We start from the raw sequence: 15065 nt of genomic DNA on the forward strand, positions 1-15065 counted from the left end.
AGGTTGCAAAATGAAGAAAGCGATTCAAATAACAATTTGCATGTTGTTATTGATGAATGCCTGGCTGTTTCCCGTCATGGCTGCCGCCGCAGATGCGGCTTCGGTGCTGGGAAGCCCTGCGCAATTGACGGCCGCCCCCGGCAATAATCAGGTAGTCCTGACGTGGAACACGGTAACGGGAGCCGTCTCCTACAAGCTCAATCGCAGTACGGTAAACGGCGGGCCTTACGATACGACGGTAGCCGCGGGCGTAACGGGTACGGCTTATACCGACACTTCCGCCGTGAACGGCACGGCGTATTATTATGTGGTGACCGCTGTCAATTCGGCCGCCGAAAGCATGATCTCCAATCAGGCGAAAGCCGTTCCGTATGCGCCGATTGCCGGCGCACCGCCGGTTCCCGCCGATTTTGCGGCCACGGCCCGCGACGGCAGCGTCGATTTGACGTGGTCGGCGTCGGCAGGGGCGGCCTCCTACACGGTCAAAAGAAGCTCTGCGAGCGGGGGGGCGTATACGACGGTAGGAAGCGCGCTGGCTTCCACGTCTTTTACCGATACGACGGTCGTTAACGGGAACGCGTATTACTATGTCGTCTCCGCTGCGAACGCCGGCGGCGAAAGTCCGAACGCGGAAGCGCTTATCGCGGTGCCCGCTCCGGTCATTACGGTGGCCCAGGACGGCAGCGGCGATTTTGCCAATATCAAGGAAGCGATTGCCTCCATTCCCGCCGCGAATGCGAGCCGTAAAGTGATTTATATTAAAGCGGGCGTTTATCATGAGAAGCTTTCGATCACGGTCCCTTATGTCAGTCTCGTAGGTGCAGGCAGGGATCAAACGAAAATCGTATACGACGACAACGAAACGACCGTCAATCCGGCGAATCCGGGCGTCAAATTGCAGCCGCTGGAAACGGCAACCGTCTCTGTCGGGAGCAGCGCGAGCCCGGCCAACCAATTCAGCGCGGCGAATCTGACCATTGAAAACAGTTCCGCCGCCTCCAAGGGGCGTGCCCTGGCTGCGCTGGTCGTTTCCGATCAAGTCGTCTTTGAAAACGTCCGTTTTGCCGGGTACCAGGATACGCTGTACGCAGGGGTCGCCTACAATACCAAAAAAGGCCGGCAGTACTACCGCAACTGCGAAATTATCGGCCGTACCGATTACATTTACGGGCCGGCTACCGCAGCCGTGTTCGATCATGTCGATGCGGTCAGCATCAACTCGGCTGATGCGGCCGATTCGGGCGGGTATGTGACGGCGGCGTCCACGCAAAATCCTGGCGGTGACGTTCCGGGGCTCGTCTTCGTCAACTCCCGCCTGCTGAAGGACGGCACGACCAAAGGCAAGCATTACTTGGGCCGCACATGGCAGGATCAGCCTACGGTTCGTTTTATCAATACGGAGATGGGGGATCACATTCATCCCGAGGGCTGGACGACGATGAGCGAGCCGCTCAGCACGTATTATTTGTCGGAATACAACAGCACCGGCCCCGGAGCAAGTCCGTCGAAACGCCAAATGGGCATGCAGATGACGGCCGGGCAAGCGAGCGCCCTGACGATTCCGCGCATGTTCGACGGGTGGGACCCCGCGCAAACGGCAGCCATTCCCCAAAAGTCCGGCTCCGTTGCGCCGATTGTCGACCCTGCGCTGCCGGACGGGCAGGCGGGATCTTACACGAAACCGGTGACCGTCTATATGGAAGTGAACGGCGGGCTGCCGGAAGCGGGCCGGGTGCAGTACCGGATCAACGGCGGTCCATGGACGGCGTATACCGCTGAATTTGCAGTCGGTCAAGCGGGCGCGAACGTCATCGAATACCGCTATGTGGACAGCTCCGGAACCGCAGCCGCCAGCAAAACGCTAACGTTTGCAATCGATCCTCGCGAAGCGGCCAAAGTTCCCGCTTTTCCGGGCGCAGAGGGCGGGGGCATGTATGTGAAAGGGGGCCGGGGAGGCACCGTGTACGTCGTCAGCAATCTGAACGATTATGCCGCCGACGAAGCGCCGATTCCGGGATCGCTGCGGGATGCCGTCAGCGCGGGCAATAGGACGATCGTTTTCAGCACGTCCGGTACGATTCAACTGAAGCGCGAGCTGGCGATAACGCAATCGCACATCACGATCGCCGGGCAAACCGCTCCTGGAGATGGAATCGCGATCGGCGGCTACATGGTGAAGATCGGAAATAACGATACCGGAACGGACATTATCGTCCGGTATATCCGGTTCAGGAACGGAACGAATTCGTTAAGCGACAGCGTGGACATTACGGGCGACAACGTCATCATGGATCACTGCTCGCTCAGCTGGAGCACGGACGAAGCGTTTTCCGCCAAAAACCGCAAAAACTTTACGCTCCAACGGAGCTTTATCAGCAACAGCCTGAACCACTCGATTCATACGAAAGGACCGCACGGGTACGGGGGCATCTGGGGAGGCACGAACGCCACTTATACGCACAACCTGATTATGAACCATACGAGCAGGAACGTGCGCTTTGACCGGGCCACAGATCCCGACAATTACCCTACGAAGGTCGATTACCGCAGCAACGTGATTTACAACTGGGGCTTTAATTCCGCATACGGCGGGGAGCAGGCGACAGGGATCAATATGATCAATAATTATTACAAGCCGGGCCCCAATACGTTTGACGGCGTAAAAAGCCGCATCGTCAACCCTTCGGCCGGCGATGGAGGGGGCGGCGGAACTTTTTACATCGACGGCAACTACGTGGAGGGCGCGCCCGATGTGACTGCCGATAACTGGGTGCCTGCAACCGGCGGCAAATATGCGTGGAAAGCGATCAACCCGGATCAGTCGTTCACCCGCAAATACAAACCGATCGTCATTCCCGATGCAAAAGATCCCGTCGGCGGGGCGGTTACGACGGATTCGGCAGAGGCCGCCTACGAGAAGGTGCTGCAAAGCGGGGGCGCTTCTTTACCGAAGCGGGACTCCCTGGATGCCCGTCTCGTGAACGAAGTCAAGAACGGTACGGGCAGAACCGTCAACACGATCGCAAGCGACGGCGGCCTGCCGGAGCTGAATTCGCTCCCCGCGCCCGTCGATAGCGATGGCGACGGCATTCCCGACGCCTGGGAGAGCACACATGGTCTGGACCCGAACAATAGCGCAGACGGCGCTTTTACAAGCAGCAGCGGGTACACGAATCTGGAGCTTTACTTGAACTCGCTGGTCGTAACGCCTCCGCCCAATCCGAACGCCGCTATCGTGAGCCCTGTCATGCATCAGGCTTTTACCGCCGGCAGCGCGATCCCGGTTACGGCAAGCGCATCGGCGGCTGCCGGCGGCGCGGCTATCGCCAAAGTGATCTTTTATGACGGCGATCAAAAAATCGGGGAAGCTGCGGCGGCGCCTTACACGTTCACATGGGCGAATGCTTCCGAAGGCCAGCATTACTTGTACGCCAAAGCGGTGGACGCAAACGGCGTGATGACGTTGTCCTCCGCCGCCGTGATTTACGTGAACGGCCCGAATAACGTGGCGCCGTGGACGACGCAAGATATCGGCCAGGTCAGCATCCCGGGTGCGGCGAGCTTGAGCGGGACGACTTATACGGTCAAAGGATCGGGGAAAATCGGCTCGTCATCGGACGCTTTTCAATATGTATACCAGACGGTTCAGGGCAACTTTGAAATGGTCGCGAACGTCGACTTCGCTTCCGAAATCGACGAGGATGCGAAAGCGGGATTCATGATCCGCGACAGTCTGGACCCTGCATCAAAGGCGGTCGCACTGGCCCTGTCCACCGATCCGACGAGCGATTTCGGCGTAGATACGAGCGGGCGGAAAATTTCGTTCCTGAACCGCAGCGAAAACGGGGGAAGCTACAAAGAAAGCCTGATCAGGGGCGCATCGCTGAAAGCGCCGTTCTGGCTGAAAATCGTTCGCGACCAGAACACGATTTACGGTTACGAGTCCAAGGACAAGGCGAACTGGCTGTTGGTCGGCTCGGCGGCGGTCAGCTTTTCCGACAAAGTGTACGTAGGCATGGCCGTTGATGCCCCGAAATCGACGAGCAACATCGATTATGTAACGGCGGCGACTTTTGCCGATGCGAAGTTCACCCGCTCAGCGCTCTTTACGCTCAGCAACCCGGCGAGCGAGACGGTGGATATTCCCGCTTACACCATAAAGGCGCATGCCATGGACCGTGCGCAGTTCTCGGTAACGAACAATGGCGCCGCCGTCACCGATGCGGTGTATGTCGAAGCCGGGGCCGATTTCTCGGCCGCCATTAAGCTGACCGAAGGCGTCAACACAATCGTCTTCTCGGCCCGCAACAGCGAGTTGTTCGGAGACGCCGTCAACGCCAAGACGATTACCGTGACTTATAACAAGTCTGCGGTCGTGTTTACGCCTTCGGCGGAGCTGCCCGATGCGGTCACTTCTTCGGCTTTCGTATTAACGGGAAGCGTCAATCGCAACGCGGCCGTCACCGTCCGGTTAAACGGAACGACGGTTCTCGACCATAGCGCGAAGCTTGCCGCGGTGCCGTTCGAAATTCCGCTCGTTTTGCAGGAAGGCGTCAACGAAATTGTCGTCTCCGGCGTGGACGATTACGGCAACACCGGCTCCAAAACGTACCGGATCACCTATAACAAAAACTGGGGCGCGGGCGTCTTTACGGTTAAAAGTTTGATTTTAAGCGATCTCGGCGGCAATGCGCTTTCGGGTCTGACCCGATCCACCGATACCGTAGCGGACGTGCTGGTGTACAACAATTCTTCGGTCAGCCAGAGCGGAACGCTCGTCATTGCGCTGTTCGATCAGCAGGACCGGATGGTGCGGTATTCCTTGCTCGCCCATTCGATTTTGCCCGGGAAAACCGCTCATTTGAAGGCGCTGCTGAAATTGCCGGATATCGTCATGGGCTGCAAACTGAAAGCTTTTGTATGGGATTCTGCGCTCAGCCAAACTTTGATTTCCAATGTAGTCGCAATGCCTTAGCGCCTGATGGATACAATTGAGCGGGCAGATGGGGAGGCGGACGTGCCGCCCTTTCCCATTCCCCCATTCGGAATTCGGAGGAGGAATCTGTTTGAAAAGAACGATCATCGTCCTGCTGACGGCTTTGATGTGCTTTGGCATTTGCATTCCGGGCGCGTCGGCTTCGCAGGTCACCGTACAAGCATCGCTGGATGAAAATTCGGAAAAAGTGACGATTTCGGGCTCGCTGGGGACGGCCGCTGGAAGCATCGTGACCGTTCAGGTGCGGAATCCGCTGAATCAACTCGATTATTTGGACCAGGGAACAACTGCGGCCAATGGACAATTTCAGTTCAGCTATACGCTCAGGCAAAAAATAAACGGAACTTATACCGTGAAAGCGGGCGGGCAGGACGCCGACGCGGTGGAGAGCGCGGCTTTCAAAGTCGCGACGGATTCCGGTTCCGGCTCCTCTTCTTCGCCATCGCCGCCGTCCGCTGCGAGCCTGCCTTCGGCGCAGGGGGAAGTGAACGGCAGTGAGATTATTTTGGAGGCGCAGCTGGATAACGCGACCGGCATGGCGTCGGCCAGGCTGACTGCCGACATTTTGAACAAAGTGAGAGAAGCCGGCGGCAACGATGTTACGGTCAAAATTGCCCGAATCGCCGGGGCCGACCGGTATGAGCTGATTGTCGACGCCGGCCTGTTCTCGCCCGCATCGAAGGGCCTGACCTTGTCGCTGATCACCGATATTGCGGCCGCGACGATACGCACGGACATGTTGAGCGGCGTCGATTTGTCCTCGGCCAAAGAGGTCGGTTTACGCATCGGCCGGGCCGACACGAGCCGGTTGCCGGGCGAACTCCGCAGCAAAATCGGCGGCAGGCCGGTTATAGAGCTGCATGCTGCCGTAGACGGCAGCGTCATCCCGTTCAGCAATCCCGATACCGCCGTGACGGTTGCGATCCCATATCAGCCTGCGGAAGGAGAGTTGAAAAATCCGGAGCATATCGTCATCTGGTATCTGGATGCGCAAAACCGGGCGCAGGCGATTCCCAGCGGCAAATATGATCCGGCTAGCGGAAAAGTCAGCTTCACGACGACCCATTTCAGCGCCTTTGCGATCGCTTATGCGGTGAAAACGTTCGACGATCTCGGTTCGTTCGGCTGGGCCAGGCGAGCGATCGAAGTCATGGCATCCAAAGGAGTCATATCCGGTACCTCCGAGACGGCCTACAATCCGGGCGCTATCATCACCCGGGCGGATTTTATGATTTTAATAACCAAAGCGCTCGGCTTGAGCGCCCGGGTTACAAGCAATTTCAGCGATGTCGCTTCCGCGGACTATTATTTTGAAGCCGTAGGCGTTGCCAAGCAGCTGGGGCTTGCGGAGGGCGAGGGGAACAATCGCTTTAATCCGCAGTCGCCCATTTCCAGACAGGATATGATGGTGCTCATGTCAAGAGCTATGAAGCTGGCCGGCAAATCGAGTCCTGGGGGCGCCGAGGCGGACCTTGCGCGGTTCGCGGACAGGGCGGAAGTCGCTTCCTACGCGGTGAACGACGTAGCCGCCATGGTCAGAGCCGGAATCGTGGAGGGGGACGGCAGCGCTTTACATCCGCTAGGCAGCGCCACGAGAGCGGAAGCGGCGGTTTTGTTATACAGAATTTATAACAAATAACCGCCAACCGTACGCGCCCCGGGTCCGGCCCGAGTCCGGCTGATCCCGCCCCGGATTTCTGCGAGTGTCTCGCCGAGTCGCGAAACGCCAAACAAGAGGCTACCCCGCAACTGAGGATAGCCTCTTGTTATGTCCGTCGGCCGGCCGCGCCTACACATCCGTTAGATGAGCCGGGCCCGTCATTCCGCAAAACTAGTCAGACTGCCGTGAAACTCGTCCGCCGAAGCCTGGCTCTGACTCCTGTCAATGCACTGCTGAAAACCTGTAAAAAATTAGACTGAAAAATCGCCCGCCAGGAGCTGGGAGTCTGTCCGACGGAGCTACTTTTGTGGTTCATCGGACAGACTCCCAGCACATCTACTTGCAACGCGCAGAAAACCTGCAAAAATACATCTTTTTGTTCCGTAATACGCTTGCCTGAGAATATTCCTGCAAATGTGCAGCTTTTTCTACTAAAACTTCGCGATGAGCCCTTCATGAGCGAAAAAGCCTGCACATTTGCAGGCTTTTCCCAAAATCGAGCCATTTCCATCGAAAAAGCCTGTACATTTGCAGGCTTTGCACGCCACCGGGGCACTTGGTGGATCCCCCGGTGCCTGAGCGACCTCCCGGCGTCCGGCCGCTGCGCGAATGGCTTGGACGTCGCTTTGGCGGCAGCCCGAGACAGTGCTGCTTCGTCCTTACGCGTGGAATGTTACACGAGCCGGACATTCAGGCAGAGGGCAGAAGGCCCTCCGCCTCTGCTATTTCGCTCCGCCTTCGGCCAAAATCGTCTCCCAAATCGCGCCTTTGCCGTACAGCTCCTTATTCACCTGGTTCCAGCCGCCCAAGTAGTTGATATCGAACAGGCCTTCCGGCGTTTTGTAGTTTTTCTCATACTGCTTCGCGATCTCGGGATCGACGGAGCGGAAGCCTTTTTCGGCGAAAATCTTTTGCGCTTCAGGGCTCCACAGGAAGTTGAGGAACGCTTCGACGGCTTCGCGGTTGCCGTGTTTGTCTACATATTTGTCGATGAGCGCGACCGGATTCTCGATGGAGGTCGTATATTTCGGCACGACTTCCTCGTATTTTTGGCCGCTTTTGATGCGGGCGATCAGCTCGTTCTCGTAAGTGACGATGGCGTCGCCAACCCCTTTGTCAAAAGTCGTCAACGAATCCGCGCCGCTTTTGTCCAGCACCTTAATGTTTTTGTACACTTTGGTCAGCAAATCTTTCGCTTGCGCGGGATCTTTTTTGCCGGCTGCTTCGGAAATTTTGAGGCCAGCTCCGTATATGGCGTTGATGTCCCATTTGGCGCCGCCCGACGTGCTCGGGTTCGGAATCAGCACTTCGACGCCCGGTTTCGTCAAATCGCTCCAATCCTTGATCTGCTTGGGATTGCCTTCGCGCACGCCGATGGCGGCAATGGAGGCGGTGATCATCCCGCCGTGCGGTTTGCTTTTCCAGTCGTTCGTGATCAAGCCTTTCTCGGCGATTTTCTGGATATCTCCTTCCAGCGACAGCGGTGCGATGTCGGCTTCAAAGCCTTGAATGATTGCCGTCGCCTGGGAGCCGGATGCTTGATACGACTCTTTGAACTCGACGGTTTGCCCGGTTTTCTTTTGCCATTGCTCTTTAAAAAGCGGGATGATGGCGTCAAGCGAATCTTTCAAAATCGAGTAAGCGCCGATGGAAATCGTCACTTTGCCGCCTTCCGCCGTTTTAGGCGAACCGGCTGCAGCCGGAGCGCTGCTGCCCGCCGCAGCCGCAGGGCTTGCCGCCGCCGGCGAGCTTGCACTGTTCCCCGCAGAACCGCATCCGGCCAAGGCAACGCTTGCCGTCAATAGTGCGGCCGCCATCATGCCTAACGTTTTCTTGCTTTTCATAAAATCCAACTCCCCTTCGCTTGATCAATTTGTTTAGATAAAAACAGGCATCGGATCTTGCTTCGCCTGATTTTCCAGCAGCTTCGTTTCATTTGCCGTAAACACCGATAGGTGATGGATTAAAATGTTGACTTCATCGCCGGGCCGGTACTGCCTTTCTTTAATGGACTGGTAGGCGAAAAGCTTGAGCGAACCGGTCTCGATTTCGAGGTACCACGAGTCGCCCCGGAAATGCGCATGCGTCACGGTGCCGGGCTGCCCCGCCGACGCCAAATACGTCGTATCGTGCGGGCGCACCTCGATCGCTTCGGGCCGGATCAGCACCTTCGCGTCGGTTGGCCACCGGCCGTCCTGCTGCAGTTCGTCCAGATAAGGGAAGCCGTTCAGCGGCACATAGTGCGAAACCGTATTCGATTCCCCGATAAAAGTAGCGACGAACGAGGAGGCCGGCTTCGTATAAATTTCCCAAGGCGTGCCCTGCTGCTCGATTCGGCCCTGCTGCACGATGATGATCTCGTCGGCGACTTCGATCGCTTCGTCCTGATCGTGAGTGACAAACAGCGTCGTCACCTTGAACTCGTCGATCAGGTTGCGCAGCCACAGGCGCAGCTCCTTGCGGATTTTGGCGTCGATCGCGGCGAACGGCTCGTCGAGCAGCAGCAGCTGCGGCTCCGGAGCAAGTGCTCTGGCGAACGCGACCCGCTGCCGCTGGCCGCCAGACAGCTGATGGGGGTATTTGCGCTCGCTGCCGGCGAGCCCCATCAAGCCGAGCAAGTGCGATACGCGGTCGGCGGTGTAATCGCGGGGCTTTTTCAACACTTTGAGCCCGTAAGCGACGTTGTCGAACACCGTCATATGCTTGAACAGCGCATAATTTTGAAAGACGAAACCGATGCCCCGCTTTTGCACGGGCAAATCCGTCGCAAGCTTGCCGTCGAAAAAAATGCTGCCGGTGTCCGGGCTCTCCAGGCCTGAGAGCATGCGCAGGATGGAGGTTTTGCCGCCTCCGCTGGGACCGATAAGCCCGACCAGATGCCCTTTGGCGATGCTGAAGTTGACGTCTTTGATCGCGTGAAACTGTCCGAACGATTTGTTCAGGTTATTGACCTCAATGTGCATGGAGCTGCCTCTCCCTTCGTTTTTTCATCCATTCCAGTATGAGCAAAATCGTAATCGAAACGAGACCAAGCACGAATGCCAGGCTGTTTGCGGCAACGAGATTGAAATTTTCCGCATCTTGGTACACGAGCGTAGTCGCCGTCTGGGTTTGGCCGATGACGTTGCCGGAGACGACCAGAATCGAACCGAATTCGCCGAGTGAACGCGCAATCGTCAGCACGAGTCCGTACAGGACTCCCCAGCGGATGGAAGGCCACGTAATTTGCAGGAACGTGCGCCAGGAGCCGGCGCCGAGCGTCGTGGACGCTTCCTCCGACTGCGTGCCGATTTCCTCCAGCAGCGGAACGACTTCGCGCACCATCAGCGGGAAGGTGATGAACATCGTAGCGATGACCATCCCGGGCAGCGCGTACACGATTTTCATATTGTGCGCCTCGAAGAAAGTGCCGAGCGCTGTGTTCGGACCGAACAGCAGAATGACCATCAAGCCGACGATGATCGGCGAAACCGCAAACGGCAGGTCGACGACCGCATTGATAATCGGCTTCAGCCAGCGGGCGATCCAGGCGCCGCGGACGATTTCTATCGATAAGTAGATGCCGACGATCGCATTGAGCAAAGTAACGATGACGACGATAAGCAAAGAGATGTACATCGCGTGCAAAGCTTCCGGACGAGACAGGGAATCGAAAAATTCGCCGGCCCCGTTTTGAAACGCGCTGAAGCCGATGCCGAGGAACGGTAAGATGATGAGCAGAAAAATGACGGCAAAAGTAAATCCGATCAGCAGCCTTCTCATGCCAGTCGCCCCTTTCCGCGCGTCAGCACGTTGATCGCCCACAAAATGAGGAAAGACAATGTCAGGAGCACGATAGAAAGCGCGGCCGCGCCCTCCGGGTTAAAATTTTGCGTCTCGCCGTAAATGTAGACGGAGACGACCATCGTCTTGCCGGGCAAGTTGCCGGAGATCAGCGAGATCGCGCCAAATTCGGCGAGCGCCCGCGAGAAGGCCAGCATGCTTCCGGCGACGATGCCGGGGACGATGGCGGGCAAAACGATTTTGCGGAAAGTGTGAAATTTGCCCGCGCCGAGCGTGAAGCTGGCCTGCTCCTCCGCAGGATCGAGCTGTTCCAGCAAGGGCTGCACCGTGCGCACCACGAACGGAAAAGTGACAAAAACGAGACCGATAACGATAGCCGTCTGATTGTACAGCAGATGGATTCCGAGCTGATCCAGCCAAATACCAAGCGGGCTCTTCGGACCGAGCAAGGTCAGGAACATCAGTCCGGCTACGGAAGTCGGGAGCGAAAAGGGGAGGTCGACCATGCTGTTCAAAAGGCCCTTGCCCGGAAAAGAGTAGCGCACGAGCACGTAAGCAATCAGCGTGCCGACGACCGCTTCGATCAACGTGGAGAAGACGCTGAGCTTAATCGTCAGCAGCACGGATTTCCATGCGAGCGGGCCCGTCACTTCCGCCCAAAAAGGCTGCCATCCGAAGGAAAAGCCTTTTACATAAATGGATCCGATAGGCAGCAGCAGCAGAACGATCAGATAGCCTATCAGCACGGAACGAACCGTGGCTTTGAATACTTTATTACCCACCGTGACACCACCCAATTGCGATTAATCTCATTAGATTACTTGGAATTATACATTGAATAATAACAGGCGTTTTTCTTTCTTGTCAATCATAAAATATTTTTGAAATAAAGTGCTGCGCGGTGGGCATCGGAGGGCGTTGTCCGAAATGCAGGGATCTCCGGGGGGCTGGCCGCCGATCGGAACGCAGATCATGGGGATTGCGGCAAAAGCAGCACGCCACCCAAGAGAAAGCGGACGCGGCGGGCTGGGCCTGTACTTTGTACCAAAAGTATAAGAACTTTTTTGGCGCGCCCTGCCCGTAAGTTCGCCGTTTTCGCGCAAAATCGAACGGCGGAAATAAAAATGTAACAAAACTGGAACATTGCCGTTACGCTCCGATAACAATTGCAGGGTATGATGATTAACAAGACCCCCTTTTTAATATAAACTCTTTGGACCCGACCCCGCCGGTTGGGTCCCCTTTTTTTGTTCGGGGCGATTGGTGCACTTCCTGAGGATGGACGAGGCGATCTCGATGGACTAATTCAACTTCGATGCTTTGGTAATGATATACCGTTTGTGCTCTTTGTTGAGCATCTTGGTATAACTTTCGAAACTAAGATCGGCTGGGCAAATCGACGCCTTGTCAGCTTGTCGTTCTTCTATGACGAGAATCTCAGCATTCAAAGAAGGCTGATGAATTCATCCTTTATCCAATACACAATTTGTTTTTCTGATGATTTTATTGACTATGAAACTTAGATAGTAAGGAGTTATGCTATGGAAAATAATATTTCAATTAAGAGCGCAACTAGAGTATATTTCTCGGTCCAGCATATTATTTCAGCATCTTATATGGCAAAGAAGAGCTATGAAGTTGAGAATCAATTTCAAAACGATTTTATTCAATTTCCCTCAAGCTTAGTATCAATAAACAAAGCTTATGTAACAGGAAGCATATTTTCGGCAACATCTTTTTTAGAGGCATCAATAAATGAGCTTTTTTGTGATATACAAGAGATGCATGCTGGCATTCATCCACGAAATGAAAAGTTTGCAAGGTTAGATTTGAGGTCAGTTGCTATGATGGGTGGTATGTGGGAGTTGGATTTTGAGCGGAGACCGATTTTAGAAAAGTATCAAATTGCACTTACACTGGCCAATAGAAGTAAGTTTGATAAGGGACAACAGCCATATCAAGACATTAACTTTTTGATTAGTTTAAGGAATGATCTTATACATTATAAACCAGAATGGATTGCTGATGAAACGCTAGATGGTTCTACTCCGCGGCATAAGTTTGAGAAAAATTTAAAAAACAAATTCGAATCTTGCAGAATATTTTCACAATCAGGGAATGCTTATTTTCCAGATAAGTGTCTTGGATTTGGATGTTCAAAATGGGCAGTGGAATCTAGCATTAAGTTTACAGATGAGTTTTTTAATAGGTTGGGGATAAAACCTGCATATGATTTGATCCGTGAGAATCTGTTATTTGAGAGATGACATGTTAACGTTAAGGATTGGTGTTTCCGCGGGATTAATCGGGATTCTACTCTCCTAACTTCCATCATTAAAGAAGCCACGATAGGCACTTCTTCAATGTATGGAAGGCTACACGAGAACCATATTTCACTTGGGGAAATGGCTTTTTGCTGTATGGTACGGTGAAGCACTACTAAGAATATTCAAGCTCATCAGTTCAGCCTAATCGTTACTAACGCAATTTATCGAGAAGATTGTAATAGTAATATGTTTTAGATCTTTGTTTGCCATCCGAAAAAATGATTCTTTGGGTTTCAAGAATTGACAAATATCTTCTGCAGGTTGCTTCTGATAACTCAGCGGTTGAAGAAATAGAGTGCACGGTGAATATTGGTTTTTGAAAAATTGCATCAATCAATTTTTTCACGTTACTACTGTTTATTAACGACTGGGCGATATTCAAATCATGCTCGTAGAGTTGGTTAACATCATTGATTAAATGGATATTTTTGTTAGCCTGGAGTATAATCGCCTCTAGAAAAAATTTGATCCACTGGTTCCAATCCCCTTTATATCTTGTATCATTTAGGAATCGATAATACTTATGTTTATCCTTTTCTAATGCTTCACTTAAAAAGAAATTAGGATAATCAATGACTTTTTTATTAAATAAGTATAAAGGTATTAGAATTCTTCCAATTCTCCCGTTGCCATCAAGAAACGGATGGATAGTTTCGAATTGAGCGTGGATGATGGCAACCCGAATTAATTCATCAAAGTCGTCTTTAGGCTCGTTAATATATTTTTCAAGATTACTCATAAAGTGATCTACTAATTGAGGCGAAGGAGGGATATAAGTGGCTGTCTCTATCGTACAACCTTCAGGACCTATAAAATTTTGTATTTTTCTATACTCTCCAGGAGAACGATTGCTCCCGCGAACATCATTCGACATTAATGTAATATGCATCGTCTTGAAAAGCCTTGTAGAAATGGGGAGGAACGCTAACTTGTCCATTCCTTCGCGAAGTGCGTGATAATAGTTTAAAACTTCTTGAATGTCTTTATTGTTTTTCCTGCTCTGGGCCTCGACCTCCAAAACCTCATCAAGAGTTACCTGGGTGCCTTCGATTTTGGTTGATTGAACGGCCTCATGCAACATAACAGGATTCAATAATAATTGTGAAGGGAGTTTGGTGTTTTGCAGCAACACCTGATACTGAGCTACTTTTTTGTTTGCTTCAATCAATTCCCGGATAAAAAGCAGCGGATTAATTCGTTCATTTTTTAATGGCAGCTCTTCTGCAGCAAAGGGTGTTTTTGCCATAGTCATACCTCTTTTCTCAAAACCTTATACTTTATCTTTATTATCATCCTAACCGATTTGTGACGATAAATACAGAAAATATATAAATAATAAACAAAAATATAGAAAAATGATTTTAAAGTATCGGATATATGAGCTATCGAGGAGTTGTTAGAGAAAACAGCAGTTTACGTTTTTTTAACATTCGATTTATCATAAGTTGATAAAAGCTTTCTACAATTAAACAAGTCTAGACATCCTCGTTTTACATAATCCGGGTGACGATGAATTCGCTGAAGCGATATTTTACGATTAGGGCGGTTGAATGCGGGAATGAAGCACAATTACATCAAGATCAAAGAGGAATTGGCGAGGCAAATTAGGACGGGCGAGCTTCCTGTGGGCGCCAGGCTTCCGTCGGAGATGGAGATGGCCGACCGGTTCGGCGTCAGCCGGGAGACGTTCCGCGCCGCGGTTAAGCAGCTTGAGCGCGAGGGCCTGCTTCGGGTGAAGAGCGGCATCGGGCGCTTCGTCATTCGTCCGGTGCAGCCTATACCGAGCGCTCTCGACCGGCTGAGCTCGACGTCGGAAATGATTCGCAGCGCGGGTTTGGAGGAAGGCGAGTGCGAGGAGAGCATTCGCATTCTTGCGGCAGAGGAGGAGTGGGCGGACTTTTTGGAAATCGCTCCGGGATCGAAAGTGATCGTGAACGAGCGGGTCCGGACGGCCAACGGCGAGCCGGTTTCCTACAATGTGAACATCATGCCGTATGCAAAAGTAGGCGAAGCGTTCGCGCGCAGCAAGCTGAAAGGCTCGCTGATGCAGTTCCTCGAATCGGAATGCGGAATCCGCCTGGTCAGCGCCAATGCCGAGCTGATCGTGCCGCCCCAGGATGATGCGGGAGCAGCCAAGCTTCGCATGCATGCGGGCACGCCGGTGCTGTTGATCAAGCAGACTCATTACGATGAGGATCATTTGCCGATTTTGTTTTCCAACGATTATTTTCGCAACGATGTGTTCAAATTTTGGGTGCAGCGCGCCCGCTGAAGCTCATAGAAGCGGCGAACAAGGTTA

The 15065-nt window shown here is 53.4% G+C and carries 9 protein-coding genes; 4 read left to right on the top strand and 5 right to left on the bottom strand.

What is annotated here, in order from left to right:
• Window positions 1–10: 10 nt before the first annotated feature.
• Together AC6RNO_RS11045 and AC6RNO_RS11050 are read left to right on the top strand one after the other, a co-directional pair.
• A complete protein-coding gene (locus AC6RNO_RS11045) occupies window positions 11–4975 on the top strand; it encodes a pectinesterase family protein (RefSeq protein ID WP_497105485.1) in 4965 nt (1654 codons plus the stop codon).
• A 91-nt stretch (window positions 4976–5066) separates the two neighbouring features.
• Complete coding sequence (locus tag AC6RNO_RS11050; protein WP_497105486.1) at window positions 5067–6635, top strand: S-layer homology domain-containing protein; 1569 nt, start codon at window positions 5067–5069, stop codon at window positions 6633–6635.
• A gap of 743 nt (window positions 6636–7378) precedes the next feature.
• Here AC6RNO_RS11050 and AC6RNO_RS11055 read toward each other — a convergent pair.
• The 4 genes from AC6RNO_RS11055 to cysT are packed head-to-tail and all read right to left on the bottom strand — an operon-like array spanning window position 7379 to window position 11221.
• Window positions 7379–8500, bottom strand: coding sequence for a sulfate ABC transporter substrate-binding protein (locus AC6RNO_RS11055; RefSeq protein WP_474680222.1), 1122 nt, complete (start codon window positions 8498–8500; stop codon window positions 7379–7381).
• 33 nt (window positions 8501–8533) lie between these two features.
• Window positions 8534–9619: a sulfate/molybdate ABC transporter ATP-binding protein gene (locus AC6RNO_RS11060; RefSeq protein ID WP_474680223.1), complete on the bottom strand. Its 1086-nt coding sequence runs from the start codon at window positions 9617–9619 to the stop codon at window positions 8534–8536.
• Entirely contained in the window at window positions 9609–10418 is an 810-nt protein-coding gene (locus AC6RNO_RS11065) for a sulfate ABC transporter permease subunit (protein ID WP_474680224.1), read from the bottom strand. The genes AC6RNO_RS11060 and AC6RNO_RS11065 overlap by 11 nt, the downstream gene beginning before the upstream one ends.
• On the bottom strand, window positions 10415–11221 hold the full coding sequence (gene cysT, locus AC6RNO_RS11070; RefSeq protein WP_474680225.1) for a sulfate ABC transporter permease subunit CysT: 807 nt from the start codon (window positions 11219–11221) through the stop codon (window positions 10415–10417). The genes AC6RNO_RS11065 and cysT overlap by 4 nt, the downstream gene beginning before the upstream one ends.
• Window positions 11222–11980: 759 nt before the next feature.
• Here cysT and AC6RNO_RS11075 point away from each other — a divergent pair.
• Window positions 11981–12706, top strand: coding sequence for a hypothetical protein (locus tag AC6RNO_RS11075; protein ID WP_474680226.1), 726 nt, complete (start codon window positions 11981–11983; stop codon window positions 12704–12706).
• Window positions 12707–12917: 211 nt separating this feature from the next.
• On the opposite strand, the gene AC6RNO_RS11080 is transcribed toward AC6RNO_RS11075, so the two are convergent.
• Window positions 12918–14012, bottom strand: coding sequence for a Fic family protein (locus AC6RNO_RS11080; protein WP_474680227.1), 1095 nt, complete (start codon window positions 14010–14012; stop codon window positions 12918–12920).
• A gap of 312 nt (window positions 14013–14324) precedes the next feature.
• Here AC6RNO_RS11080 and AC6RNO_RS11085 point away from each other — a divergent pair, with 312 nt between their 5' ends.
• Complete coding sequence (locus AC6RNO_RS11085; RefSeq protein WP_474680228.1) at window positions 14325–15038, top strand: GntR family transcriptional regulator; 714 nt, start codon at window positions 14325–14327, stop codon at window positions 15036–15038.
• Window positions 15039–15065: the final 27 nt, after the last annotated feature.

This window comes from Paenibacillus sp. sgz302190 (assembly GCF_059820445.1).

What these genes read in the sequence shown, in the direction of transcription:
- AC6RNO_RS11075 (WP_474680226.1), top strand. Translation starts at nt 11,981, where the DNA reads ATGGAAAATAATATTTCAATTAAGAGCGCAACTAGAGTATATTTCTCG.
- AC6RNO_RS11060 (WP_474680223.1), bottom strand. Translation starts at nt 9,619, where the DNA reads ATGCACATTGAGGTCAATAACCTGAACAAATCGTTCGGACAGTTTCAC.
- AC6RNO_RS11080 (WP_474680227.1), bottom strand. Translation starts at nt 14,012, where the DNA reads ATGGCAAAAACACCCTTTGCTGCAGAAGAGCTGCCATTAAAAAATGAA.
- AC6RNO_RS11055 (WP_474680222.1), bottom strand. Translation starts at nt 8,500, where the DNA reads ATGAAAAGCAAGAAAACGTTAGGCATGATGGCGGCCGCACTATTGACG.
- AC6RNO_RS11085 (WP_474680228.1), top strand. Translation starts at nt 14,325, where the DNA reads ATGAAGCACAATTACATCAAGATCAAAGAGGAATTGGCGAGGCAAATT.
- AC6RNO_RS11065 (WP_474680224.1), bottom strand. Translation starts at nt 10,418, where the DNA reads ATGAGAAGGCTGCTGATCGGATTTACTTTTGCCGTCATTTTTCTGCTC.
- AC6RNO_RS11045 (WP_497105485.1), top strand. Translation starts at nt 11, where the DNA reads ATGAAGAAAGCGATTCAAATAACAATTTGCATGTTGTTATTGATGAAT.